This is a genomic window from Pseudoalteromonas sp. S2721, from assembly GCF_005887425.1.
Lineage (GTDB): Bacteria > Pseudomonadota > Gammaproteobacteria > Enterobacterales > Alteromonadaceae > Pseudoalteromonas > Pseudoalteromonas simplex.
Genome location: NZ_PNCZ01000006.1, coordinates 17,259 through 43,362, shown reverse-complemented (window position 1 = coordinate 43,362; position 26,104 = coordinate 17,259). Strand labels below are relative to the sequence as shown.

Annotated in this window: 28 protein-coding genes and 1 tRNA gene; 8 read left to right on the top strand and 21 right to left on the bottom strand. The window is 38.9% G+C overall.

Annotated features, from left to right (window positions below):
• Positions 1-60 precede the first annotated feature (60 nt).
• Both CWC02_RS01790 and CWC02_RS01785 read right to left on the bottom strand, forming a co-directional pair.
• A complete protein-coding gene (locus CWC02_RS01790; protein ID WP_138616131.1) occupies positions 61-1,110 on the bottom strand; it encodes an MJ1255/VC2487 family glycosyltransferase in 1,050 nt (349 codons plus the stop codon).
• Positions 1,107-1,643, bottom strand: coding sequence for a phosphatase PAP2 family protein (locus CWC02_RS01785; RefSeq protein WP_054552821.1), 537 nt, complete (start codon positions 1,641-1,643; stop codon positions 1,107-1,109). The genes CWC02_RS01790 and CWC02_RS01785 overlap by 4 nt, the downstream gene beginning before the upstream one ends.
• Positions 1,644-1,855: 212 nt before the next feature.
• On the opposite strand from CWC02_RS01785, the gene rraA reads away from it, so the two are divergent.
• Together rraA and CWC02_RS01775 are read left to right on the top strand one after the other, a co-directional pair.
• Complete coding sequence (gene rraA / locus CWC02_RS01780) at positions 1,856-2,353, top strand: ribonuclease E activity regulator RraA (protein ID WP_054552822.1); 498 nt, start codon at positions 1,856-1,858, stop codon at positions 2,351-2,353.
• A 5-nt stretch (positions 2,354-2,358) separates the two neighbouring features.
• Complete coding sequence (locus CWC02_RS01775; protein WP_138616129.1) at positions 2,359-3,408, top strand: formimidoylglutamase; 1,050 nt, start codon at positions 2,359-2,361, stop codon at positions 3,406-3,408.
• Positions 3,409-3,481: 73 nt separating this feature from the next.
• On the opposite strand, the gene CWC02_RS01770 is transcribed toward CWC02_RS01775, so the two are convergent.
• The 3 genes from CWC02_RS01770 to CWC02_RS01760 all read right to left on the bottom strand — a co-directional run bounded on the left by CWC02_RS01770 (position 3,482) and on the right by CWC02_RS01760 (position 5,290).
• A complete protein-coding gene (locus CWC02_RS01770) occupies positions 3,482-3,715 on the bottom strand; it encodes a DUF3016 domain-containing protein (RefSeq protein ID WP_138616127.1) in 234 nt (77 codons plus the stop codon).
• 262 nt (positions 3,716-3,977) lie between these two features.
• Positions 3,978-4,493, bottom strand: coding sequence for a DUF3016 domain-containing protein (locus CWC02_RS01765; protein ID WP_138616125.1), 516 nt, complete (start codon positions 4,491-4,493; stop codon positions 3,978-3,980).
• A gap of 293 nt (positions 4,494-4,786) precedes the next feature.
• Positions 4,787-5,290 (bottom strand): DUF3016 domain-containing protein, encoded by a 504-nt coding sequence (locus tag CWC02_RS01760; RefSeq protein WP_138616123.1) that lies wholly within the window; start codon positions 5,288-5,290, stop codon positions 4,787-4,789.
• A 229-nt stretch (positions 5,291-5,519) separates the two neighbouring features.
• Between CWC02_RS01760 and galE the strand changes: the two genes are divergently transcribed.
• Entirely contained in the window at positions 5,520-6,533 is a 1,014-nt protein-coding gene (gene galE, locus CWC02_RS01755; RefSeq protein WP_054552825.1) for a UDP-glucose 4-epimerase GalE, read from the top strand.
• Between the two features lie 45 nt (positions 6,534-6,578).
• Here the strand turns inward: galE and CWC02_RS01750 are convergent, their stop codons facing one another.
• Together CWC02_RS01750 and CWC02_RS01745 are read right to left on the bottom strand one after the other, a co-directional pair.
• Positions 6,579-7,280 (bottom strand): hypothetical protein, encoded by a 702-nt coding sequence (locus CWC02_RS01750; protein ID WP_138616120.1) that lies wholly within the window; start codon positions 7,278-7,280, stop codon positions 6,579-6,581.
• Positions 7,281-7,293: 13 nt separating this feature from the next.
• A complete protein-coding gene (locus CWC02_RS01745; RefSeq protein WP_138616118.1) occupies positions 7,294-8,313 on the bottom strand; it encodes an NADP-dependent oxidoreductase in 1,020 nt (339 codons plus the stop codon).
• A gap of 108 nt (positions 8,314-8,421) precedes the next feature.
• Between CWC02_RS01745 and CWC02_RS01740 the strand changes: the two genes are divergently transcribed.
• Entirely contained in the window at positions 8,422-9,327 is a 906-nt protein-coding gene (locus tag CWC02_RS01740; protein WP_138599286.1) for a LysR family transcriptional regulator, read from the top strand.
• On the opposite strand, the gene CWC02_RS01735 is transcribed toward CWC02_RS01740, so the two are convergent.
• From CWC02_RS01735 to CWC02_RS01725, 3 genes are read right to left on the bottom strand one after another with little or no spacing between them, the layout of a single operon-like run.
• Positions 9,312-9,881 (bottom strand): hypothetical protein, encoded by a 570-nt coding sequence (locus tag CWC02_RS01735; RefSeq protein ID WP_138616116.1) that lies wholly within the window; start codon positions 9,879-9,881, stop codon positions 9,312-9,314. The two genes, CWC02_RS01740 and CWC02_RS01735, sit on opposite strands and share 16 nt — an antisense overlap.
• Positions 9,882-9,886: 5 nt before the next feature.
• Complete coding sequence (locus CWC02_RS01730) at positions 9,887-10,390, bottom strand: RNA polymerase sigma factor (RefSeq protein ID WP_054552830.1); 504 nt, start codon at positions 10,388-10,390, stop codon at positions 9,887-9,889.
• Positions 10,391-10,411: 21 nt separating this feature from the next.
• Entirely contained in the window at positions 10,412-11,119 is a 708-nt protein-coding gene (locus CWC02_RS01725) for a hypothetical protein (protein WP_138616114.1), read from the bottom strand.
• A gap of 466 nt (positions 11,120-11,585) precedes the next feature.
• On the opposite strand from CWC02_RS01725, the gene CWC02_RS01720 reads away from it, so the two are divergent.
• Positions 11,586-12,902 carry a tyrosine-type recombinase/integrase gene (locus CWC02_RS01720; protein WP_138616112.1) on the top strand — a complete coding sequence of 439 codons (1,317 nt, stop codon included), beginning with the start codon at positions 11,586-11,588 and terminating at the stop codon, positions 12,900-12,902.
• A 66-nt stretch (positions 12,903-12,968) separates the two neighbouring features.
• Here CWC02_RS01720 and CWC02_RS01715 read toward each other — a convergent pair whose 3' ends face one another.
• From CWC02_RS01715 to CWC02_RS01695, 5 genes are all read right to left on the bottom strand, one after another.
• The gene (locus CWC02_RS01715) at positions 12,969-13,718 is read right to left on the bottom strand and encodes an NYN domain-containing protein (protein ID WP_054561141.1); all 750 of its coding nucleotides are present in this window, start codon (positions 13,716-13,718) and stop codon (positions 12,969-12,971) included.
• A gap of 538 nt (positions 13,719-14,256) precedes the next feature.
• Positions 14,257-15,018, bottom strand: a complete 762-nt coding sequence (locus tag CWC02_RS01710) for a replication initiator protein A (RefSeq protein ID WP_283235068.1) — start codon at positions 15,016-15,018, stop codon at positions 14,257-14,259.
• A 56-nt stretch (positions 15,019-15,074) separates the two neighbouring features.
• Positions 15,075-15,275, bottom strand: a complete 201-nt coding sequence (locus CWC02_RS01705; protein ID WP_138616108.1) for a helix-turn-helix transcriptional regulator — start codon at positions 15,273-15,275, stop codon at positions 15,075-15,077.
• Between the two features lie 432 nt (positions 15,276-15,707).
• Positions 15,708-16,169, bottom strand: a complete 462-nt coding sequence (locus tag CWC02_RS01700; protein WP_249364067.1) for a hypothetical protein — start codon at positions 16,167-16,169, stop codon at positions 15,708-15,710.
• Positions 16,170-16,229: 60 nt separating this feature from the next.
• Complete coding sequence (locus tag CWC02_RS01695) at positions 16,230-16,439, bottom strand: hypothetical protein (RefSeq protein ID WP_090493660.1); 210 nt, start codon at positions 16,437-16,439, stop codon at positions 16,230-16,232.
• A gap of 112 nt (positions 16,440-16,551) precedes the next feature.
• Between CWC02_RS01695 and CWC02_RS01690 the strand changes: the two genes are divergently transcribed.
• Entirely contained in the window at positions 16,552-16,818 is a 267-nt protein-coding gene (locus CWC02_RS01690) for a helix-turn-helix domain-containing protein (RefSeq protein WP_138616106.1), read from the top strand.
• A gap of 37 nt (positions 16,819-16,855) precedes the next feature.
• Positions 16,856-17,617 (top strand): hypothetical protein, encoded by a 762-nt coding sequence (locus CWC02_RS01685; RefSeq protein ID WP_138616104.1) that lies wholly within the window; start codon positions 16,856-16,858, stop codon positions 17,615-17,617.
• Between the two features lie 64 nt (positions 17,618-17,681).
• Here the strand turns inward: CWC02_RS01685 and CWC02_RS01680 are convergent, their stop codons facing one another.
• The 4 genes from CWC02_RS01680 to CWC02_RS01665 all read right to left on the bottom strand — a co-directional run bounded on the left by CWC02_RS01680 (position 17,682) and on the right by CWC02_RS01665 (position 22,915).
• Positions 17,682-18,542, bottom strand: a complete 861-nt coding sequence (locus CWC02_RS01680; protein WP_138616102.1) for a phage integrase N-terminal domain-containing protein — start codon at positions 18,540-18,542, stop codon at positions 17,682-17,684.
• 494 nt (positions 18,543-19,036) lie between these two features.
• Positions 19,037-22,357 carry a hypothetical protein gene (locus CWC02_RS01675; protein ID WP_138616099.1) on the bottom strand — a complete coding sequence of 1,107 codons (3,321 nt, stop codon included), beginning with the start codon at positions 22,355-22,357 and terminating at the stop codon, positions 19,037-19,039.
• A gap of 12 nt (positions 22,358-22,369) precedes the next feature.
• Entirely contained in the window at positions 22,370-22,684 is a 315-nt protein-coding gene (gapS6a, locus tag CWC02_RS01670; RefSeq protein WP_138616097.1) for a GapS6a family protein, read from the bottom strand.
• A gap of 154 nt (positions 22,685-22,838) precedes the next feature.
• Positions 22,839-22,915, bottom strand: a tRNA-Ile gene (locus tag CWC02_RS01665).
• Positions 22,916-23,189: 274 nt separating this feature from the next.
• On the opposite strand from CWC02_RS01665, the gene hemN reads away from it, so the two are divergent.
• Positions 23,190-24,563 (top strand): oxygen-independent coproporphyrinogen III oxidase, encoded by a 1,374-nt coding sequence (gene hemN / locus CWC02_RS01660; protein ID WP_138616095.1) that lies wholly within the window; start codon positions 23,190-23,192, stop codon positions 24,561-24,563.
• 63 nt (positions 24,564-24,626) lie between these two features.
• Here the strand turns inward: hemN and CWC02_RS01655 are convergent, their stop codons facing one another.
• A complete protein-coding gene (locus tag CWC02_RS01655; RefSeq protein WP_054552853.1) occupies positions 24,627-25,142 on the bottom strand; it encodes a DUF2489 domain-containing protein in 516 nt (171 codons plus the stop codon).
• On the bottom strand, positions 25,139-25,738 hold the full coding sequence (yihI, locus tag CWC02_RS01650) for a Der GTPase-activating protein YihI (RefSeq protein WP_054552854.1): 600 nt from the start codon (positions 25,736-25,738) through the stop codon (positions 25,139-25,141). Before yihI ends, CWC02_RS01655 begins: the two co-directional genes overlap by 4 nt.
• Positions 25,739-26,104: the final 366 nt, after the last annotated feature.

Below are 26,104 nucleotides of genomic sequence, written 5' to 3'. Positions count from 1 at the left end.
TCTAAAGCAGCTAATAAAAAGTGATTAAACTTGTCGCACATTTTCTAATATTAGGAAGGTTTAAACAATTAGTTTTTGTTCTAAATCAACCTGTTGCCACAGGTATTTATGGAGCTGATCCACCTTTTCCCATTGCTTTTTTCTTATCCACTCAACCAAAGGTGCTGGATCGCTTGGGAAGTTGAGTTTTTTATTCTGTGGAGATTGCAGCCAATCATCCATCGCATTGGGGTTTAAATAACTCATCACATGAGCTGCCCCCATCGACAATAAAGTCTGTGCATTAATACCTTGCTCAAATTGTTTACCTAGCGGTTTTAACAATAATTTTTTACCAAGTTGTAATGCTTCACTTGCAAGTTCGAATCCAGCATTACCAATCACGCCACCCGCATTAGCAAGATCATTTAGAAACCCAACGCGTGATGGTGCTCGCAGATGGATATTACCAATTGAACAATCCTTAGCATCCGGGTGATAACAATAAAACTCTCTTTCAGGAAAATCTTTTAAGTACTCGACCACATTGTTAAGATTTTCGAATGGCAGATACACCAACACCTTATTTTCAACCATCACTGGGTTATCGTGATGATGAGTAGCAATAAATGGAGGGATGATATTTTCAGCATAAGGTTGCCAATGTACGCCTAAATAAACACTGGCTGGCGCATAGTTACGGATCAGCGCACGGCGAAAGAAAGCGCGGCCAAACATCGGCACTTTATCAGATAAAAATGCCGCTTGATGACTCATGCCAATTACCGGAATATTTTGTTGTTTAGCAGCCCATGCTGTAATTGGCTCAAAGTCATTAAATACCAAATCATAATGACGTAAATCAAGGCCTTTTATATCTTTAATTAGTTGTAGTGGACGTGCATTTTTCAATGTTTTAAAGCTATCAACCTGCCCCGATTTACTGGTAAACGACAAACCTCGAAAAACTCGGTAATCAGCAAAATCATCCATATCAAAGTAGTCTTGCTCTTTTCGACCAGAGAACACATAGTCAACATCGACTCCTAAAGTCCTAAAAGTGCTAGCCATCACACGTGCTCGCGTTATGTGCCCATTGCCTGTCCCTTGAATACCGTACAAAATTCTCATATAGACTCCACCACCATCACAGCTAATACAGCACAACTAGATCCCATTACTGCACCAATAACCACATCAGCGGGGTAATGCACACCAATAATCACTCTAGATGCAGCGACCCCTGATGCCCAAACCAACCACAAACCGGCAAATTCAGGTAAATACATAGTTAAAATTGTCGCCACTACAAATGCTCCCGCACTATGCCCCGATGGCAAACTAAACCTATCACTCGGCACTAAATAAGCACCTTGTACTAAGCAATCACAAGGTCTTACCCGAGCAATTCGCTTTTTAACTAAAAAATAAATGGGTCGCTCAATGACAAAACCTACCAGTAGACTCATTGCAAGTTGTTGAAAATGCGCTTGCTCCGTAAACCACCAAAAGCTCAAAAATAGTGCAACATAAAGACCGCCATCACCACTTTTTGAAAAGCCAATGGCTGATCGCCTTAACCACACTGGCGAAGCATCATTAAACACACTTAAGAACAGCTGTTCATCCACCTTTGCCAATTTTGTAAGTATGTTGTTTGCCATGGTGAGCTCCTTGTCATACTTTGCGTCTAATTTTTATACTCACCTCAGCTTAGGCGCTAAAAATAACAATTAAGTGACGCTTTTGAGACACTAATGTTGCGGTGACAAAATTCCTTTGCTTTAAACCAATAATCCGCTATTAAGTCGTTGTTATTGAGTTGTATCAGGGTATACTGAGTACTAAACAGACAGTCTCTTTAGAGGATGAAAAAATGGATTACAGCACTTCTGATTTATGCGACCACTTTGCAGATGTGGTTGATGTGCTCGAACCAATGTTTATCAATTTTGGTGGACGCCCAAGCTTTAGTGGTCGAGTAAAAACCGTTAAATGCTTTGAAAATAACGAGCTGATCCGCGAAATTTTATCAACCGATGGCACCGACAGCGTGTTATTGATTGACGGTGGTGGTTCAACCCGACGTGCCCTAATTGATATTGAGCTGGCTGAAATCGCATTAGAAAACAACTGGCAAGGCATTATCGTTTACGGTGCCATTCGTCATGTTGATGAACTTGAAGAGCTAGACTTAGGCATTCAAGCAATTGCCTCTATTCCTGTTGCTGCCGATAGTGAAGGTGCAGGTGAAGACGGCATAGGCGTTAACTTCGCAGGCGTTTCTTTCTTTGATGACGACTTTGTTTACGCTGATAGCACCGGTATTATATTATCTGCTGAAGAATTAGAGTTAGAAATAATAGAAGACTAATCTCGGTGACAAACTACCTTAAAATTTATGATGAAGCGGCGGTAAAGCACTTATGTGTCCGCCGCGCTAACGAACTCAAAGCTTGGCAAGCCCTTGCCCTTCTCGACACTCAAGTTAACGCCCCACAAGCACTCATCGATGCAAAACAATTCGGTATTCGCTATGTTTTAGTTGGCGTATGTGAAGATATTGGCCCTCGCGCTAACTTAGGTAACGGTGGCTCAGGGCAAGCGTGGCAGGCGTTTTTAAAACGCTTTTTAAACCAAACGCATAACCAGTTTTTAAATCACGAGCGTGTGTTGCTACTTGGCGAAGTTGCCCTTGATGATTTAAACCAACAAGCTGCTGACCTTGATAATAAAAATGACGCTGACTTAGCCAAACTCCGAGAATTATGCGCTGATATAGACACCCGCGTTGAGCAAGTACTTGCGATGATTTTTGCAGCTGGCCTTGAACCAATTGTAATCGGTGGCGGCCATAACAACTGCTTAGGTATTTTACGTGCCCTTAGTAAGCAAGATGGTAAACCAGTAAATGCTATTAACTTAGACCCTCATGCTGATTTTAGAGAATGCGAAGGGCGTCATAGTGGCAATGGCTTTAGATATGCGTACAGCGAGAATCACCTTGCTGATTACCATGTGATAGGTTTACACGAATTTAAAAATAACCAAGCGATTATGGATGCCCTGACAAACGCAAACTTCACGTTTGATAGTTACCAAGACATTCAAGTACGTCGTAAAGTTGATTTATCTTCAGCATGTCAACACGCACTAGCTCAGTTTGATAATGCCTCGCTTGGCGTAGAAGTAGACTTAGACAGTATTTCGTTAATGCCAGTTAGCGCATACACCAACTGTGGTTTTAATGTGAGTGATGCAGAACACTTTGTGCATTTAGCTGCCAGCCAAGCAACAGCCCGCTACTTACATTTATGTGAAGGCGCACCATCACAACACCCGGTTAGTTTAGAAACAGGTATGAACGATGCAGGCCAAATAATCACAGCTTTAGTAAACGCCTACCTGCAAGCCAGAGAGTCTTCTTAACTTGCATTAGGCGCTATTCTTACTGAAACGTCTACTTTGCGAATAAATTCACATTTGCTGCAAACAAGGTGATTTATTCGCCAAGGTTTAACGATGGTAACAGCTCATCTTCAAACCAATCAGTAATTAAACGCTTGTCGTAATAATAAGCTTCATCGCGCCCTGTTTTCATGCGGTCCATAAAGCCCATATCTTTAAGCTTTACGTCTTTTGCTTCACTAATCACTTTACCGTCTTTATCCGTAATTGAATAATTAAGGTCAATACGTGGGAAATAAATTGGCTTGATAATGCGCAATTCATTCATCGTTCCAAAACGATGTAAGTACAAGCTACGACTGTGGGTACGAAGAAAAACTAAAAAACGTTATTAAGCTGTAACAGTTACTACAACTGCTAGCGACGTTAAGTAAATTAATGGATAAATTTAAAGTGACTCTTTAGCTATGAGTTTAAAAGGGTATATTTAGTGTTAAAGCTCATGTAACTAATCATAGCAGCACTTTTATATCTTGCTATTAAAAAAAAGCCATAACACTAAATATGAAAGTGCTACCATATAAGCGTATTTATTCAGCTGAGTCAATTGACGGAAGTACTTTATTCTCAAACCACTCGGCTATCAATTTATTATCGTAATAGTATGAATCTTTGTAACGCATTACGATGCCATCTAGATAACTCATATCTTTAAGCTTCAAGTTGCTATCTTGGCTAACAACTTTTCCATCATTACTCTTAACTGTATAATTTAAGGTAATTTTAGGTGAGTATGTCGATGTCATTACGCGAGGTTCAGTACTATTGCCATTGCCATTACCTAACAGAACTTCACCAGCAAGATCTAAATCTGTTACCTCAACAGAAAAAACATAACCATCAGGCAATTTACTTGCTAATTTTCTAAACGTTTTTTCGTGGTTACGCTTAACGCTGTTATAGTAATTTTCTTTTTTCCAGTTGCTCCCTGGGCGCACATCACTGTATTCATCAAAATTATGCCATTTTACTTCGGCTTCACCAGAATAGGCAAAAGCAGGTAAAAGTAAACCAGTTACAAGTAACACTTTATTGAATTTAATCATTCCATTTCTCCGTTAGATATCAAACTATTACATAATCAATATTTATAAAATATAACGTGTGATTACTAAATAAAAATCATGTAATAGAATAACAATATGGTACAAAATGTAACCAACTTCAAGACTAATAGTTCCTTTTTTGTCTCAGGTATTGAACGTTAAATGAATAAGCTAAAAGAAAAATTTATATATGGAGATTCCAAATCAGATAAAATTTAAAAATTGTAGCAGCAATTAAATATGTATTTACTTTGTAAAATATAATTACAGCTACAGCAACATAATTACTAAGTTTACTCACCCAAATTTAACGACGGCAACAACTCATCTTCAAACCAATCAGTAATTAAACGCTTGTCGTAATAATAGGCTTCATCACGCCCCATTTTCATGCGGTCCATAAAGCCCATATCTTTAAGCTTTACGTCTTTTGCTTCACTAATCACTTTACCGTCTTTATCAGTAATCGAATAATTAAGGTCTATGCGTGGGAAATAAATTGGCTTGATAATGCGCAGTTCATTCATCGTTCCAAAACGCACATCACCAGCAAGGTCAAGCTCTGTTACTTCCACATTGAAGGTGTAGCCATCAGGTAACTGTTCAGCAAGCTTGTTAAAGTGCTTCTCAAAGCTCTTTGCCACGTTTTTATGAAATGCACCTTTTGGTGAGTTATTTCCGGGGCGCACATCACGGTAATCGTTAAAGTCATGCCATTTAACCTTAGCCTCCCCTGCGTGAGCAAAAGCAGGTAGTGCAATAACCATTGCTAAGGCCATTTTCTTTACAATTTTCATCTTTATCTCCACTTAACAGGAATAGCTTTTGATTAAAATTTAGCAGCTGACAATTAACTATAGCTTAATAACTCAACGCTTGGATGTAACCAATATGGTGCAAAATGTAATCAAAAACAAGACACTGATATTTCTATGAAAGAAGTTTAATCACATTTTATTCATGTAATTTAACGCGAAATGTGATGAAATAAGGCTAATTCAACCAGGTATAGTTCATGGATATTTTATGACCATTTTAGTCACCGGCGGAGCCGGGTACATCGGTTCTCACACCGTTTTAGAGTTACTACAACAAGGCACAGACGTTGTTGTACTTGATAATTTAAGCAATTCATCAAATGAGTCATTGGCTCGCGTAAAACAAATCACCGGCAAAGACGTCACGTTTTATCAAGGTGATATTTTAGATAGAGCCTGTTTAGACAAAATCTTCAGTGAACACACGATTGATAGTGTTATTCACTTCGCTGGTTTAAAAGCGGTTGGTGAATCGGTTGTAAAACCTATCGAGTATTATCAAAACAACGTACAAGGTACACTGACTCTGGTTGATGCTATGCGTGATGCTGGCGTATTTAAGTTAGTATTTAGCTCATCAGCAACGGTATACGGTGACCCAGCAAGCTTACCAATTCGCGAAGACTTCCCAGTTGGCGGCACGACTAACCCGTATGGCACATCAAAGCTTATGGTTGAAATGATGCTGCAAGATATCGCGAAATCAGATGAACGCTTTGCCTTTGTTATCTTACGTTACTTTAACCCTGTAGGCGCACATGAGTCTGGCCTTATTGGTGAAGACCCTAATGGTATTCCTAACAACTTATTACCTTATATTTCGCAAGTTGCTGTGGGTAAACTAGAAAAGCTAGGTGTGTTTGGGGATGACTACGATACTGTAGATGGTACAGGTGTTCGTGACTATATCCACGTTGTCGATTTAGCATTAGGTCACTTAAAAGCGCTGAACCGAATTGCAAGTGATACAGGTGCGCACGTATTTAACCTAGGCACAGGTAATGGTTATTCAGTACTGCAGATGGTTACCGCTTTTGAGAAAGCCAGCGGTCAAGCCGTACCTTACCAAATTTCGCCGCGTCGAGCGGGTGATATTGCAGCTTGTTACGCAGCACCAGAAAAAGCATTAAAAGAACTTGGCTGGCAAGCAGAGCGTGGCATCGATGAGATGATGCAAGATACATGGCGCTGGCAAAGCAATAACCCGAACGGTTACAAATAGTCAGAAGAATTAAAAGGCACTTACAAATAAGTGCCTTTTTACTGGCTACTTTATAAAATCCTGCGTTTCAAAATAAACTATTTGGCTGTACTCACAGTCATTAAAGCCACTTGATAATTGCGTAAATGTTGGCACGTTTACTTCTACCTGCAAACGCTCAGCTTCACACCCTCTTACTAAAGCAATGGCGTCAAATGACGGGCTGGCCTGTATTTGATGTACCAATATTTGTATTCCTTGTTCATTTGTCGCTTTATTTATTCTTTGCCAGCGCGGTTGCGACACGTGCTGAGTCGATGACAGTGCTCGTTTATATACAAGAGAAACAAACTTAAAGTTTTCATCCTTTAGCCATTTTTTACCGCCTCGTTCGAAGTGACCAAAGAATAACTGGCTGGGCACACTGAATGTCTGCCCAGCAATTAACTTATTCAAGTCAAACTTAGCAGGCAATAGAGTGATCATAGAGTTTAAATACTGAGGAATTGAATCACTTTCTTGCACAGTAAGCCAACGAATTAGTTCTTTCTCATAGCGAGTTTCTACACGATAAATTAATTGGTAATCATGCGGGGCGTGGTACAAAGGAAGGTGGCTGGCATAGAGCTCAACGCCATCGGTGAACAACACCATGCCATGCATGCCAACTCGGCTATGCGCATGAAAATGTTTAACCTCTTTTGCTACGCTTTTAAAACTGACAATTAAACAACAAAGTAACAACAGAACAGCGAAATTTGCTTTCATTTTTTAATACCTTTTATTTAACACGAACAATCGCTTTACCGATATTCTTCCCTTCGAACAATCCCTCAAGCGCGCTTGGTAAATTTTCAAAGCCATTAATTTCGGTTGTTTTAAATTGGATTTCGCCTGCTTTTAACCACGGCAAAATATGATTAATCATTTCAGGCATACGGTGAGTAAAGTCTCTTGCTAAAATCCCTTGAATTGTCGCTCGTTTATAAAGTAATTGATGAAGAAAGCGAGGGCCTAGTTCGGGGTTGTCAAGCGAGCCATCGTACTGCGAGATTTGCCCGCAAATCACTACACGAGCACGCAAGTTTAAGCTGCTCAACACCGCATCAGTGTTCATCCCGCCAACATTATCAAAATAAACATCAACACCACCAAGCTCCATCAACCTTTCGTGCAACTGTTGGGCTGAGTCAAATTGCTTATAGTTAAGCGCATAAGCGACCCCGAGCTTTTCTAACCAAGTACATTTTTCTTCAGATCCAGCTAAGGCAATAACACGACAACCATTTTTTATAGCAAACTGAGTAACTAACGAACCTACAGCTCCTGCAGCACCTGAAACGACAACCGTCTCGCCGGTTTTTGGTTTACCTGCTTCCATTAAACCAAACCAAGCTGTTCGCCCAGGCATACCTAAAACACCTAGTGCCGTTCTTACATCGGCATCATTAGGGTTTAAGGCTTGTATTTCATTGGCATGGACAACTGCATGAGTTTGCCAACCTGAATAAGCGCTTACCCAATCACCTTGCTTAAATCGCTCGCTGTTTGACTTTAAAACCTGAGCAACAACCGCAGCCCCTTGCACTGTATTTAATGCATGAGGTTGCTCCCAGTTCGGCTTAGCAGCCTGTTGAATACGCATATATGGATCGACAGAAATGTACTTTGCCTCTAGCAGCACTTCGTTTTTAGCCAATGTCGGCGAAATTACAGATTCTCGCAATGCATAATGCTGCTCACTGACACGTCCATCAGGGCGCTTAACATAAAACCACTGCTTAAGATTGTAAGACGTCATCGCTCTCTCATTTAATGAAATTTAATAACGAAATTATTGCACTTAAACAATTAACCATTAAGCTATTAAAACTATCTATACGTTTCCATATTGGAATTAGAGGCAAACTTGGATACAGAAGATTTACGAAAGTTTTTGGTCATCGCAAAGCACAATAACTTACAGCAAGCATCTGCAACATTAAATGTCACACCTGGTGCGCTTTCGAAGGTCATAAAACGGCTCGAAATTAAGCTAAATACACAACTATTTAAGCGAATTGGTCGAAATATAAAACTAAATCAGCAAGGTGAAAAATTTCGCCATTATGCGCTTAATTTGGTTCATGAGGCTGATCAAGCTATCAGCGAGTTTAATGGAAGCACGAAAAATACGGTTGTTAACTTATCCGGCCCCTCTTTGCTGCTACAGCATTACCTGCCTTTTTTATTATCGCAATTTAATGAGCAAGGTTTTCAATTTAATATTGATACAAGTTGGGAAGGTCAAGCCATTGAACAGGTTGCCAGCGGCCATGCCCATTTAGCTTTAGTTACCGAAGTGGCATTAAATGAAAGCACACTGCAAAGTGACTTTGAACGTATATATTTAGGCACAACTACTTTCAAAGTTGTAGCTGCGCACTCGCATCCATTATTCGAACAGTTTAGTAAGGGTTCACTCACCAACAGAGAGCTTTTTCAATTTAGTTTTGCTTGTCCGAGTATTTCACCCTTTTGTGGCGTAACTAGGGGTGTCGGCTCAGATGGTTGGCGAGATGACAAAGTACCTAGAACCATAAGTTATCGCTGCAACGATTTCAGCACCTTGCTGTCACTCGTCAAACAAGGGATTGCATTAGCATACGTCCCTGATTTTATTGCAAACGATCCAGCCCTCAAAGTCATCGATGTATTAGACTGTAACTACACTTGCCAAGAGCGCCTCGAGCTGGTTTACAAACCAAGTTTAGCTACTGGCTGGTTAAATCAATTCGCAGCAAAAGTGAGAGCCGCACATCAGCGCATTGCTTGAATGCTCTCAAGTGCTACAGCTAGCTGTGTTTTTAATTTTTTATAGCGTATATAAACAGCCAGCACGATAATACCATTAATACCAAGCTGGATAAGCCATAGGCTGTATGTTTTAAACATAACCATATTAAACAAGGCAGCGATTAACAAAGCGCACCAAAGCACAACGCAGCCAATAAAACTCACATGCCAGTAATGAACTTGGTGCTTCAGCTGATTCTCTTTAAAATTAAGCATTGCATTAACCTCTAGTGTTTCTGCTCGCCACAGCTTTCGCCTTAAACGGTATGACCAAATTCCAAAACCTAGAGGAATAGGCACTAATAGCGCAAACATAATGGTTTCATAGGTATTTTTTGCTTCAAACAACATGGCGTAAATACAAAATACGGTTACCACAACACCTAAAAATGAGTCGATTAACCCTTTTAGCTTTAACTTAGTTCGCGACTTTTGCGTTTGTGCTATTAACGCTTCACTATCCACTTTCGGCGTTGCCTGCACGAATGCCTGCTGCCACTTAGCTAATTGATCATCTGCTTCGAATTTATCCACTTTATTTACTCCATTAGGCTCGCAATTTGCTGTCTTGCTCTACTGGCACGTTTAGCAACAGCATCTTCAGACAACCCCAGCGTTTGCGCTATCTCACTTTGATTAAACCCTTCAAGCTGTAAAGCAAGAACCTGCCGATATTTCAGCGTTAATTTACGAAGGGCAGCCATTAAATCTAAACTGTCGTCTGGTGATTTATGAGCACTTAAGGCTTGGGTGTAATCAATACTTTCAGAGCTTGCCACCTCTTTGCGGTTTTGCTCTTTTATCACATGATCAACCGCTTTATTGTGAGCTATTCGGGCAATATAGGTTTTTATGCTGGCATCGCCACGAAAGGCAACATCGGGTGATGAGTCATTACTTTCAAAAGCGCGCCAAACAGCCAGCGACATCTCTTGAATTAGCTCATCTTGTAGCGCTTGATTGATCTCGTAGGTTGCAGCAACACGCGCCAACAGCGGCGCGTATTCATTCAGCAATGTGTTTATTTGAACATCAGCTTTCACTGTACTTCCATGTTTTTATTATTATTTGAACAAACGATTATAGGCACAAAAGTAGGTACATGCTAATACCGGCCCTACCAACAACATAGGTAAAAGACTATAAGGGGCAGCAAAGGTTACGAGCATATTAATCAAACAAAGCATGCTTAATGGTTTAATCACCTTTAGTGCCGTTGTAATGCCTTCTTTAACAGCTGCACTAAGCGAAGCATTGTTTAAAAGTAACAGAGGTACCACAAACATAAGCAACATATTTACAGGAACAATTGATACAAACATGACCCCTACGCGCCAGCGCTCAACATCAACAAACTGACCTGACAATAAAGCCGATAACTGCTCACTACCAATCAAAGTACTCCCAACAGCAAATTGCACCAGCGCCAGTAAAATACCAACAACTGACCACACGGCAACTCGCCCCCACTTCGTCCATGTTGCATTGTGCTTAAATGAAAAGCCTTGCTGATTATTCAGGTTAAACAACAATGGCCACACCGTTGCCATTAACATAGGCGCTAACCATTTTGATACAGTTAAACCTGTAGGTGCAGGTAATAGCTGCACTAAGCCTGGCACAATAGCGAACAGCGTCATCAGTAAAAAAAGTTTAAACGGTGCTTTTTTAAATAGCCCCCAGCCTTCTTTTAACCAAACAGCAGCATCACTAAATGGTGCATTTGTTGAATCAAGTTTTAGCGTATTCACAGTTGATGTTGTAGTCGTCATGAGTTTGTCCTTTTCGTAAAAATTAATACACAAGACACTGCCTATCGCTACCACCTAATAGGAACAACTTCGTGTCATTTGCAGCTATAGACGAGACAAACACAGAAAACCTGACAAAATATTTTTAAAAAATTAAAAATAATTTTATTTCATTGAATTTTAAGGATAAAAAAGAGGTGGAACAATAGTGGAACGCAGCAGCTTAAGATAGATTTAAGCTTTGATTTTTGGTTTTTGGTTTTTTACAGCAAGAAAATGGTGGCCCCTCCCAGACTTGAACTGGGGACCTAACGATTATGAGTTGCAAAACAAGGACTTACTACGAGTTACTTTTTGATATAACTATTTACTAATTTTCATAGCTATATCATAGGGTTATTGAATAACCCATACCTCTGATGCATAAATCATTATGTATTTCAGAACGTTAGATTTTACGTTCAAAGTAGCACAGAGGTAGCACCATATGTCTGACACAAAATTTCGCTTCACAGAATTGTCGCTTGAAAAGATTGAATCAAACGGTAAACGCACTCGCTATTATGACAGCCTATTGTCAGGACTGATTTTAGATGTGAGCGTAGCTGGTAAAAAATCATTTAGAGTTTATAAAAAGATACCAGGGAGAGACACCCCGATTAATGTCACCCTTGGTTACTTTCCATCAATTGCACTCGATGATGCAAGGCGAATGGCTAGAAAGGTAATGGCAGATATCGCTGAGGGTATTAATCCTAATGACCTTAAGCGCCAGTTTAGAGCGGCTTCAGTTACCTTGAAAGAAGCTTTTGATTCGTACATCGAATCTAGAGATCTTAAGCCTATAACTGAAAGAGGTTATAAGCAAAAAATGGACTGCTATCTACCGGACTGGCATAACAAGCGCTTAGCCGATATCAATCAAACAATGATTTTAAAACGCCAACGAGAAATCACCTCAAGAAGCCCTGCTCAGGCAAATTATACCATGCGCCTAATGCGTGCTTTATTTAACTTTGCTAAGGCTGAATACAAATCTTCAGAAGGTCGTTCATTATTTCCAGAAAATCCTGTAGATGCTCTTTCTGAAAAACGAAGCTGGAATAATGTAAAGCGTAAAACAACAAGACTGCGCCGTTCACAACTAAAACCATTCATAGACGCGCTATATGAAGTTAGAAATGAAGCTGCCAAGTATCGCCAAAATAGCCGCGTTGCTTTTTGTGATTACCTAGAATTTTTAACCTTTTCAGGCCTGAGAAGGTCTGAGCTACTGCAACTTCCTTGGTCACAAGTACACCTTGAAGATAGGATATTCATTTTAGAAGATACAAAAAATGGCTTGGACGTCGAGTTTCCTATTACAGATCGATTAGCTGAGATATTTAATCGACGAAAAGAATACAAAGTATCTGACTATGTGTTTGGGACAAACAGTAAAAAAGGCTACCTCACTGATCCTAAAAAAACATTGAAACATGTATGCCAGATTGCTGGAGTAAAAATCACTTCGCATGATTTGCGCCGTACATTTACATCAATGGCTGAGAGTAGCGGAGTATCAGGATACCTCCTGAAACGCCTTCTAAACCATATTACAGATAAAAGTGATGTGACTGCTGGCTATTTAATTTTAACCGCTGAGGAGCTTAAAGAGCCCGCAGAAAAGGTAACCGAAACAATTGCCAAATATGCCGGTTTGATTGAACAAGAGCCAGAAAATAAAATGAGTGAAATGAAAAGTCTGTTGGCAAGCTTAACTAAGGAACAGAAGGTTGAGTTACTGAGTAGCTTAATGGAATAAAGAGATAAAAAATAACACTATAAATACAAGGGTATGATTACAAGATTATTTACGTAACCGTACCTACTACTCTCTGTTCCACCAATTTGGTCGTTGACTTGGCTCACATTGAAGAGTGTCTTTTAAAATAGAGACAATATCATAAGACCTTTTACCGTCAACATGACATTCTAAATCTTGATCGACATTTCCGTATAAAGGATCTAGCACAACGTCCATTCCATGTGTTCGAGCTAATTTAGCCGCAGGTACAAAATCAGCATCACTTGCCATCAAAACAATTGTGTCTGCAAATTTTCGCAAAGTAACAGTTGTTATATCAATACCGAGACGTGTATCAACACCTTTCTGTTTTACGTCCAAGTAAAAATCGCTCGGAGAAAGATTAGTAACATCGATATCTCCCTTAATTAATTTTTTTTGTGCCTCTTCATTTAAAATCCATCGTTTATGGTTTGCAAGCTTACCCATACGAAGGGCTAACTTTCTAGACGATTGTAACTTAGAGTGAAAACTTTTTTGAAATTCAACACTTGGCTCTCTCTTAAAATTTCTTGTTCTACAAGTTTCTTCTAAGTTTTGAGGTACAGGTTCACGATACTGACCATCAAAAGGAGGAGCATCATAGTAATAGATTCTATATGTGTCGGTTCTTTCTAAGTCTTGTTTGTGTTTACTAACAAGTCTGTATAGGACGGATTGGAGTGCGTCGGGTGTGAGTGGAAAATTATCCACATCAAAAAATGTGCGATGAAAGTAAGTTACTCTGCGTTTAAAATACCCACCATCAATAAAGAATGCTATTTTTCGATTCATTCTATCCCTTAAACGTAAAAAGCTCAGGACCGTGGATACTCCTTAATAAATTTGAGCATGCACCGTGCTGAGCCGTGATGTAATCATCGTAAATTACCAGCTACTTGTAAAGAGAAAACCAACTGGTCGGATGAGTTAACTTAATTTGCTCATAAACAAACTAAAAGTATTCTATTACATCGTTCATATCTCATAAAGTAATAAATTAACTACCCTCAATTCAGTAGGTAGCTGAAATTAATTGATTTAGAGGAGCCCGCATCACTATAAATAACACTAAACCCCATATCCGAAACCAAAGTTTCATAGTTACCAAAGTAACTAATCTATAATTTAACTAAAAACTGAAACGATAGCTGCAAGGTTTATTTCTTTATTTATAAATACGTTTAACGCTTTTCCCTGTTTAGAACACTCAGTATACAGCTAATACAAGGGCTGCAAGGGACATAAAAAATCAAAAGTACGAATCAAAAAAGTTAAAGGTACGACAGCTTTCATCAAAAGTACGATAGCATTCAAGATCAAAAGTACGACACTAACCTGTGTTTATCCTTTTCATAAAAAGTTCGGAGTTAAGTTTCGCGAGTTCCATCCTTCCACTTTCAGTATCACGAAAAATAAATAAGCTGTCGCCTTCAACCTTCAATAAGTAATCGAGTATTTTTTCTATTTTTCTAAGCCGCTTTTTTAAATCTGACAATGACGATCTAATACCAATTCTTTCTCGTAAATTATCTAACTTGATAACTTGCTTAGAAGGTCTACCACAACGCTTCCGGCAGACTTCATAAAGTCTGCGATCAAATGGTTTGGATAATTGAAAGTAATCATCATGTAATGTTAAGACATCATTGTCATCAACCGTCTCAATGAGCCAATCGGGCAATGTTACTTGCCAGCGGCTTAAACCACTACCTTCGATTAACTTAAAGCCTTCGATGAGGCCCATACTTTCTAAAAATCTTCGGCCATTAAACTTATAATCAGTAGTGATTAAAGTTCCTGCGAGTCGATATAAAGCCTTTTCAACAAGTTTATACTCTTTTCCTGATGTTCCTCTCCCTGTAGCCTTTAGGAGATCATAGGTGTTGAAGCGAACCGTGTTACTAAGCTCTAACCTAGCATTTTTTGCAGCCATGATATGGCTTAAGCAATAAATGAGTATTTCTTTATCTTTGATGGTTGCTCGACCCAGGACGCTTGGAACAATTTTTATCGATACGCCTTTATATGAAAAATCCAAAACACCTTTAGACTTGCCGTCTAATGCAAACACAGGCCACACCATTGAAAACATATCTGATTTCAAATTGACATGAGTCATTTTGCATTCGAAATGCGCCATAGCTAGCGTTACTTGTTTCTTGGTTGAGAAGCTAACCAGTCGTGAAAATCTTCAACAGGGAAAAGTAATCGAGCGCCAATTTTAATATGCGGTGGTAATGGATAATTTCCACAGCCTTGTTTGTTCTTAGAGATTTGATTAAAAAGAGCTTGTTTGCTGATAAAAAGTAAGTCAGCTACTTCTTCTGAACGATAAAATACCTTTTCCATTATATTGACCTCAAAGCGTAAGCGTTGAGCTCAATTATTAGCTCAACACATTATTAATTAGTTGAGCGACAATGGTAATTAAGTGGTAAGAAGCTTGTCCTTGAAAAACAGGGGTAACTTTCGGGGGGTTTTTGACAGTTTAGAGGAAAAGTAACTTAATTTAGTTATCAATAAAGTTAAATACCTGATTTTTATATGTATTATTTTTTAAATTTGGAGTTGGCGAGTAAAAAGGCCTACAAAAAAATTTGCTTGATAATCTTTTTAGGTAGGCTTTTGGAGAGGTTCTATGCAATATCATTTACATTTGAAATGAAACAAAACAGCGAAGAAGATCACAAGACTTAGAATCAAAGCGCAACCAACTAACAAAGGAGCCATATCTAAATCCTGCCTTCTTTAATTGCTGTGAAAAGATCATTTTTCAGCTTGTCATAGCGTCGAGTAGCGCGAATCGCTAACACCATTAAAATCCACATTTGAAACCATTCGTGTATTGTCATAACTGCAATCTCTGCTAAGCTTTGCACTTGAGTATAGAAAAGATCCTTCCCAATTACACAAAGCAATAATCCACTCACGAATATTTTGTTGCTTCTGCTCATTACATCCCATGAAAGGAAATGTGATTTTTTTGCTTCGAGATTTGAAATGGCTGAAAGGCTCTAGTCTAATATCCCAAACCTCACCAATTTCATTTGTTACATCGAAAGCCAACGCTTTTTGAGAAATCAAAGCAAAAAACATTTCTTGCTCTGATTGCATCTCTTGCTCTAATGATAACCCTAAAGGCTCACATTCCGCTTCGATACCAGCTAAGCGGCTTTGAAACTCAGCTACTACAGGTATAAATGGCCTTAGCTCAACTTTTTTGTATAGCTCTAAAAGTAGCATTACATTGCTCCTTAAAATTAGGCATGCCTAATTTTGAACACTGCCCTATTCTTGAAGTGATTAGTAATAGGTGTCGTAAAGCTCTCCACGTGATTGTGCATCTTCAGCTTCTTCACGCGACATAAATTCACCATCAGCGATAATATTGCCCATACCATCATTCAATTGATCTAGTTGCTCGTTTTCGTTCGACGACTGCTCATCGCTTGTAAATATACTTACCAGCAAGTAGATAGCCCCGACCAATACACACACAAACGTTTCAAGCATATTCATTCCTCCAAACTAAATTCGTTACAAAAGCAAAAGCTAAGTATTCCTTAGTATCTAGATTTAATTAAAGCTAAGAAACTCTTAGTTTTCAAGCTAAGAACAATAAATAATGAAAACTAATGACGAATCGCCATTTCCAAAACGATTAAAAGAGGCAAGAAAAGCCAAAGGGCTATCGCAAAAACAGTTGGGAATTTTAGCTGGAATGGATCAGTTTGCAGCATCTGCAAGAATGAACCAATACGAAAAAGGTGTACATTCTCCAGACTTTAAAACAGTGAAAGCTCTGGCTGATATTTTAGAAGTGCCAACTGCGTACCTGTTTTGTATCGAAGATGAATTGGCTGAAAGTATATTAACTTGGTCTGTGAGCTAATAAACTTAGGCATAGTAAACTTTTAAAAGGAGTTTTAATGAGAAAGCCCACAATCTCATTCTGGTTGTTAATTTTAGTCATTCTACTAGCTGTAACATGGATCTTTTTTCCCGAAGAGAACTTAGAACCAATAATTGTTTTAATGTTAGCAATCGTTAGTATCTTTCCACTTATTAGAAGTGACTTAATCCCTTGGTTTGAGCACATCAAACTTCAACATAAGAACTTCAAAAGCTTATCAGGCTCAACCAAGATTAATGCATGTGAGCTAACTATCAGTGAAATACTCAATGGCGATATTTTGAAACTTAACCTGATTAAGCAAAAATTTCACCAGTACCCAACAAAAGTTTGCGCTTACTTTGAACAAACAGACCTGAGATTTAGGGTATATTTTGACAAGGGTCAATCGATTGAGTTACCTAAGTTCTTCAATGTTGGTTACGAAGAAGTAGATGAACCACCTTCATACCCTAAAAATACAAATGAATATATAGTTGCACAATTTGATATCGATGGTGATGGGATAGATGAACTTATATTAGGGGTAATTGATTGTGATGAACAAATACACAATGTGCAGCTGTCCGTTTATAAATTTCATCCGCCTCTTTTTGCAGAAGATCTTAATCGAATACAAAACTGGCAGAGTTTGGGAACACTCACAGCACACGGGATTATTGGGGCTGTAAAAATAGAACTTGAAAAGGGAGCTATTTGTATTCCTAGAAATCACCGAGACTTTTATTATAAGTGGACACTTGCTGACAGCAAATTTATAGACATTGGAGACTATTAAATTAGGCATGCCTAATTTTATAGCCTCAAAAATTATGTGCTGTGATACTTCACACGTTTAATGATCAGCTCCCCAAATATGTATACGTGATACTAAACTGCTCATGTCCAAGCTCACGGCTAATTATCATTCGTGCCTTGTAATCTAGTTCCCGCTCTTTGCCTACTAAATGCATACGACGTGGCCCCCCATTAGCAGGGCATTGCCAACCAGTTAGTTCTAGATAACGTTGACGGGCATAGTGATGCCGTAAGCCATGATTTTTGCTAAGGCCTACCTTATTAGTTTCGCGCTCATAACGGCGCATTTGATCTACGTAGCGGTCTGTCGCGCGAATTAATGATGAGCGTGTAAAAGAGCGAACTTCATCAAGCAGAGAGCGCTGTGACTCTTTCAGGATAGGCAAGGAGCGGGGTTTACCACCTTTAGTCCATGAGCCTTTTAAGCGGATATAATTGCCTTGATCTGCATAGCTGACATTGAACTTTATCGCCTCTTCTCGGCGTAGCCCGAACTCTTGTTGTAAGCGCAGTGAAAACTTTACGTAAGGGCAATTAATTTGGGCATGCTTCTGCATATCTAGCTCCTTGGATTTCCCCAAAGGGCTATTGCGTACCTTATCAATACCATATTCATCATTAGTACGACCGACTACATTACGTTTACCGACTTTGTCTGCCCACCATCTAATGGCCGACATTCGATTTTTGATAGTCTTATTTGCAAGCTTTTGATCTTGCCAATGCTTTACTAAAGCATTTACGTGTTTAGGTTTTAACCCTTTTGCATCTTTTAACTTAAAGCCAAAGCCAAGAAGCTGTTTAGCAACAAGATTAAAAATGCTCTTTCTATTTTGGCGTGTAGCATGACTCCGCTCTTTATTATTAATGTTTAACTGATTTAGTGAGTATCCCAACTGGCTCATATGAACTCCTCAAAATTTAAGTGGAAGATAGAAAACCAAAACCGAAGATCAGGGGGCGTAAGCCAATAAAGGTAAGTTTTAAAGCCACTTAGTTAGTGCATAACTAAAAAAGTTGTCATAAGACACATGGGCTGGCTGATCAAAAGCAAACAAGCAAAGCGGCGCTGAGTCTGTTGATTCAAGGCGCAGACTATAGTGGTTTTGGTAGTTATTAATTTGGCTCTGTTGAGCCTGACAGCTACGGATGTAGCTCCTCTTGACGTGTCGAGGGCAGTTGGAAAACGCCCGTTTTCTTCTTTGCTCAAATTGAGCTAGTTCATATTTAAACTAGCATATTGATCTTAGATTGCAAGTAGCTATTTCTTCAAGTGGATGGCCTTCCCTCTTCTGGCCTTTCGATTTTGCGGTTGGATAATAGGTATCAAGGCATCATGAGCAGTGGCCTTGAGATAGGCGACTCTTTGAGTCGTCCCTACCTCTTCGAGTAGGTACGACTAGGAGTTAATCGGTTTTGCTAAGAGTTTTATGACCTCTTGATTTATATATTCAAGATCAAGAAAGCTACATATTGCAAAGTCATCAAAGTGAGCTTTTATAAACTTCCAAAACCTTTTCTCTTGAGGCGAAATTTCAAGCACTTTCAGAAGTAGAGTTATTACCAAATCTTCTGTAAAACCTTTTTCAACTTTATCTAGTCGAGCACAGCTCAGAGTTGTGAAAATCAATTTAGTTCCGGCACTATCTGCAATAATGTTTCCAGAGAAAAGTTTGTGACGAATACCAGCTAAAACAAGTAGAGATAAAAGATTAATAAAGCTTTCACCATCTCGCGCATTTGGCTTCCACCCCTTAATTATTTGAGCTATTAATGATAAAGCATCCGATCTATTTGTACTGGCTAAACTAGTCAAAGTCTTGTATCTCACAGGGACATTAACATTCGCCATATTTAACAAGTACAAATTAGATTGTTGCTCATACAATGAAAGCTGATCTAAAGATGTTAAGTACAATTCATAAGCGTTAGCGAAAGTTAAGTCAGAGTCTTTGAATAACATTACAAAATTGTTATCAAAAGATAAGTAGTCATAGCCTAGCTGAGAGCATGCACATAAACTGGAAAACGTTGAGCTATCCATAAAATCTTCTAAATTCACAAGACCGATAGGTATGTCTTCTAGCTGGGTCTGGATGAGTGAAGTATTTTCTAATATAAACTCTACACCTTTTACTAATCTCTGATTTAAAATATGCTTCTCATTACTAAGTATAAGTTTGCCAGCTGGTCCCACGCTTGCTCGTAAGTGCTCCTTTTTTGAGTGTCCTAACCAACTCTCCAAAAGAGACTTGGTAATTGGGGTAATGAAGTAGTTTCGGTCTGTGAATGAGTGTGTTTCATAGAGACCTAATAGTGAAATAAAAGCCACACTGTATAAGTCTAGAATTAGGGTTTGTGAGGTAGAATCTGTTACTGGGATTTGATTTTTTATGCAATCTTTATCAATAAAAGTTTGAACAGCACTTTCAAAAGCATCTGTTTTTGATAGCCAGTATCCTTTTATTTGAATAGGTAATTGAGGATGTTTTTGGATTTCGTTCGGCTCTTTTTTCGGTTTGAGTTTAGAGATTAATTGAGCCACAGAGTCCGCTATATTTTTACTTTCGTCCGAAGACAACTCTAGTAGTTGAAATACATCAGAACCATCATTTTGCTGAGCTCTTATTTTAGGGGCAATTCTCCATGCTGCACCTAAAAATGGGGGAGCTATTTCTGTAATTGTAAATTCTTCTACACCGAATCGAACCGTATCATTCACAGTACATTGAAGAAGAGATTGAGCGTGAGGAGATTGCGAATCTAGTAGATTTCTATGCTTGCCATCATACCCATCAATTATTAGTTTTAATTTCTCTTCACCTTTAACATCTCTTAAAACATAACACGAGCGAATATTACCAACTGTAAGTGAGAAATCATATTCAACACCACTGAATGTCCCCTGTAGGGCAAAATTAGTAATCGCCTCAGAAATAATTTCAGGGTCCTCTATAAACCATTTAAGCACTATTGGCTCAATAAACTTGAATAAACCATTTTTCATGAGCGAAAATAAAATTCGCCAAGCGTCACTTGAAGGCTTATCGAAAAGAGCTGTTGGTATAAGATGGGGTAATTCGATAATTTTTGTCTTTGCGCCTGCTCTTTCATATGCAGATGTGAGTGTATTCCATAGAGATATGTTGTTCTTATACCTTTTAACTAGATTCTCAAGGGTATTAATCTCTGCATCTAGGTCACCATTGATCTGGTGTAGATTCACCCTGAGTGCCCAGCAGTTAAAATTCCAATCAGCTTCAGCTATGGAGCCAAGGGTTTTAGTTAGTTTACCGTATTGCTTTGTTTGGAAAAGGAGCTCTAAATAAAAATCATAGAGTGGTGAAAGCCAAGCTTCCTTTGGTAAGCAAAGCTCAATAAGCTTTATTGCTTGTTCAAATAACTTAAGCTTTTGTAACCCACCCGCTATGCTTAATAGAGTAGGTGGTAAAATTGTTTTTCCCGTCACTTCTAAATCTTGAATCACAGAGTTTACTAGGGTAATAGCGCGACTTGGCTCAGTTAAATTGTCATTAGAGATAAGTGTGAGCCTTAACTTACAGACACGTTTAGTAAACTCATCATCGCTATCTACATCGAGGCCTACATCTAACAATTTTCTAAGTTGCTCTTTGCTAAATAAGTCAAGTATGTTGTGATATTGAAGACTATTGAGCTTTAATTCTTCTTTTATTTTCTTTGTAATTGAAGCCTTGACATCAGAATTAGTCCTAACCTCCCGAAACTCAACCAACCCTTTATCACTAAATACATTAGGGTCACCAGATTTCATAAACTGTAGCTGTTCTCTGACGTCTTTAGGGAACTGGTTTAGAATATTGTCGTTAGCAAAGCATAGCTCAACTAATTCTCTGTCCTCACAATCAGTATGGTATAAGCAGGAACTAACTACGTTTATAATGTCACTATCAATTTCTTGATTATTTATATAATGCTTTGACTCTTCAATGACTTTATCAAGAACCTTTTTCTCGTTAAGGTCGATAATCCAGTAGTGTCGTTCATTCAACATTCTATTTAGTCTTGCAGCGCTGCAATGATAAGCTAGCTTTTTTACATGAGGGAGCTCATGAACTGCATTTAGTTTATCTATAACGGCAGCAGCATCATTTAATGCGCCAACTCTAAGATACCCATATGCAATGGCTATTAATGTGTCATCTGTCAGATCTAGACTATAAATGTCATAGAAACGCTGAATACTCTCAGAGTTTGCTAACCATCTTAGGAAAAAGTTATTTGTTAAATTTCCATTTGAAGAAGAGTCTTCATATCGCTCTAGTGCAGTGTCTAAATTCCCGTTAGCAACGTCATTCTTTAGCAGAGCCGTTATCAGAAGGTCTAATACAAAGGGGTTTTGGCAATAACTTTTATTCTCAACAAGTGTTTTAACGAACTCTGGCTCAGGAATTTCACTTGATAATACTTTTAAAGCTAATATAGCTACACTGGCTTCATGATTTAATGAATTTGTGGCCTCTAAAGTGTTGATAATGAGGTCAGCGTCATTTTGCTTACCCTGAGCTATAAAACTAATAGCATTAGATAGAGGTTTCCGAATGTTATCTGGGGCAAGTTCTATAACATGCTGAGTTACCTGCTGTAATTCAAAATTATTAAATTTATTGTCTTTGAAAGTAAGCTCGTTATTGCCCTTTCCATTATGCTTTTGAGATACATAGACGTTCCGCTCTTGCATATAGCGTTGACCTTAAAACTTAATATTTGCTTCGTTATTACCTATTCCAGAGTGGGTTTGATTTATAGTTACGTTTTGATTGGCCTTTGTTTTTGAGACTATATCTAAAACCTCTGGTAAGTTATTAAAGTATTTTTCGATTTTTCTTTCAGACCAGTCTTCATCTACTTGTGCTTCATTAGTCAAATTAACAATTTTTTCTAAATCAGAATCTGAAAGTAACCATTTCTGAAGGGCATTCTTTAATGAAGAGGTTGTGAGTTCAGCACCTTTTGAGATTAAGCTATATGTTGCAGATGCAAGTAGCGATACTGTGAATCCATCCATTTCGACTTCCTTTAATAAAAATAATATTTAAAGACATTATGTATACTCAACATATTACATGCTTTATGTTAATTTGGAAGTAGCACAGAGGTAGCACAGAGGTAGCACAGAGTAATTTCTGTTAGTAGGTGTTTACTTGGGAAGCTTGTAAAAATGGTGGCCCCTCCCAGACTTGAACTGGGGACCTAACGATTATGAGTCGTGTGCTCTAACCAACTGAGCTAAGGGGCCATTGTATTAGCGAAAGCTAAATTTTTTGATGCGTTTAGCAGGTTTAACTGACTAAAGCGGGATGCAGTATAAAAAGTTTTTGCAACCTTGTCACTAGCAAAACCCTTTATTTTAACAATCACTAAATCAACTGCTCAAATAGTAAACTCTTTGTTTTTACAACGACCTTAAAGCATTGCCGATTCGTTTCTATTCTCCGACATTGTTCTAGATCAAATAGCTAACTTGCTAAACTCGTTAAAATAGCCGCTCAATCAATTGCGGAGTGCTGACTGTGATAAATTTACCAAGCTGGGATCAATCTCTGATCAACAAGTACAATATTTCTGGGCCTCGATATACATCTTACCCAACGGCATTGTCTTTAGCTGATGGTTATAAGCAACAAGATATGATTAACGCGATTGCGGCATCGAAAAGCCGTTCTTTATCGCTGTATATCCATATCCCTTTTTGCAGTCAGCTTTGTTATTACTGTGGTTGTAATAAAGTGATCACTCGTCATCAATCTAAAGCCGATTTATACCTAGATAATTTAGCGCTTGAAATTGCTGAGCAAGCAACGCTTTTTGCCGATTATAAGGTTGAGCAACTGCATTTAGGGGGTGGTACGCCAACGTTCTTATCGGCAGAGCAAATGAGCCGTTTAATGGCATTGGTTGAGCAGCATTTTAATTTTGCTGATGATGCCGAGCGCGGTATTGAGATTGACCCTCGTTCTTTAGCTGATGGCATGCTAGTTCACCTACGTAAACTTGGCTTCAATCGTGTCTCGTTTGGTATTCAGGATTTCAATGATGATGTGCAGCTGGCAGTTAATCGCCCACAAAGCGTGCAATCTGTAAAAGGTTTAATAAGTGAGGCTCGTGAACTTGGCTTTAAGTCTATTAATGCAGATATGATTTACGGTTTGCCACTGCAAACACCAGAGAGTTTTAAAGAGACGATTGCGCAGCTGATAGAGTTAAACCCTGATCGCGTGTCGGTATTTAACTATGCCCACTTACCAGATAGATTCGCTGCTCAGCGTAAAATTAAAGACGCTGACTTACCATCTGCTGGCGACAAGCTCACTATGTTCAAAAATACCCTTGAGCAGATGTTAGCGGCGGGTTATCAGTTTATTGGTATGGACCACTTTGCCCGTAAAGACAATGAACTAGCAATTGCACAAAACGCAGGTCAATTACACCGTAATTTCCAAGGTTACACAACGCATGGCCAATGTGACTTATTAGGTTTGGGTGTGTCATCTATTTCGCAAATAGGCAATGCCATTTTACAAAACGAAAAAGAGTTAAAGCACTATTACAAAGCCGTGCAAGAAGGCTTTGGTAGTGCAATCTGTAAAGGTGTTGCTTTAACTGATGACGATACGTTACGTGCAGCGGTTATCAAACAATTGATCTGCCAGTTTGAGCTGGATATTCCAGCAATCGAAAAGCAGTTTAATATCAACTTTGCCAGCTACTTCTGCGAGGCGTTACAGGCGCTCGACCCATTACTAGCTGATGGCTTGGTGTCTGTTAGCCAAGATAAGATCACAGTAACAGCGCGCGGTAATTTGTTTATTCGTATTATTTGTATGTGCTTTGATGCGCACCTACAACAACAAATCAAGCAAACTCGTTTCTCACGAGTTATCTAGCCCAACAAAAAAGCAGAGCCTAGGCTCTGCTTTTTATTTTGTTTAATTCAACGGTACGTCAACTTAATTAAATACTACGTTTTCGCTGCCTGGAGCGGCTTTAAACTCTTCAATTATACGTGCGCAATCCGCTTTGATTTCATCGCTATGTTGCTCTTCAGCACGCCAGCGAGCAGTGTCCATTTTAAAAATCTCTTTTTTAGAGTATTTCTTACGGGCATCGTGCGTTGGCATATCTTTTACGACTTCGTACATTTTAAATATGCCTGGGTAGCGCTCACTTAGCTCAAACTCTTCAGCAAAGCTATATTGAGAGATCAGCACCCAAATACGTAAGCAGCCTTCTGAGAACTCACATTGCTCTTCATTCATTGCACGGGCAATTAAATGAATGCTATCGGCTAGCTTTGCATTACGCTTTGCTTTTGATGCCGCAAGTTTTTGCTCATGCTCAGCTTGCTTCTTGGCGATAAGCTTATTTTGCTCTTTTAGTTTATACAGAAGTTGTCCTGCATAAAACGCAAGCCCTGCGATAATTGCCGCACCAATTAAGATGGCAATAATCAAGGTTGTGCTCATCGCTCATCCTCATCTTCGTCATCAAACCATTCGTTGGCTAAATCATCAGATAAGTACTTATCGAAGTCAGATTCACCTTCATCGTATGAATCATCTTCAAAGTCATCTTCGTACTCGTCTTCATCTTCAATGCCTAATAACTCGCAAAGTGCTTGGTGGCGGGCAATACGGCTATTGAAGTACTTAGCGTCTTTACCTGTTAATAACTCACCGCGCTCATGACGCTCAACCAGCTTAAGTAGACGCTCGTCATTCTCTAGCGCTTCTAACTCTTGCTCTGGTGTTAGTTCAGGCTCAGTCACTTTCTTAAGCTCAACCATAGGTTTTAAGTTGCGTTTCATTTCAACTTTCGGCTCAGCCTTAGGCGCAACTAAAGAAACCGGCTTTTTACTACCAACACGCTTATCTTTCGGTTGATTGTTTGCAGCAGTGTTTTCTGCATTTTGTGCATCAGGTGCATTTCGAGACCCAGGTTTAGCACCTTTGGTCTTTTTAACTCGCTGCTCTTTTAACGCGCGCATCTCTCTAAGCTTTTCTTTGCTCAGACGTACAGGACCATTCGATGGAATTTTACGCGACTTTTTCTTTCTACTCATATCTTGATCATCTCACTTAAGAGGTTGTGCACAACGCCTTTGTGGCATTGTAATGCTGGCATAACCAGAAGAATTCGATGTGCGGATGTGGTTGGTCAACTTGACGAACTGCGCACTTTTCATACTTTTAGTACAAACGGTGGCTATTGTAACAGGACAAATAAAAAGGCGGTAGAGAAAACATCTCTACCGCCTACTAATCTGAGCGCCAATTATCTGGACACTTCTCCCTTCGACTTTTTAGTCTTTATTATTTTTATTATTATTGTTTATCCATTTTGTTATTGTTTTAACCTTCCGTGTAGCATTCCATTTTGTTTTTATTATTAAACTTCCATGAGCTTTTATTATTCTCGGTCAATCCTG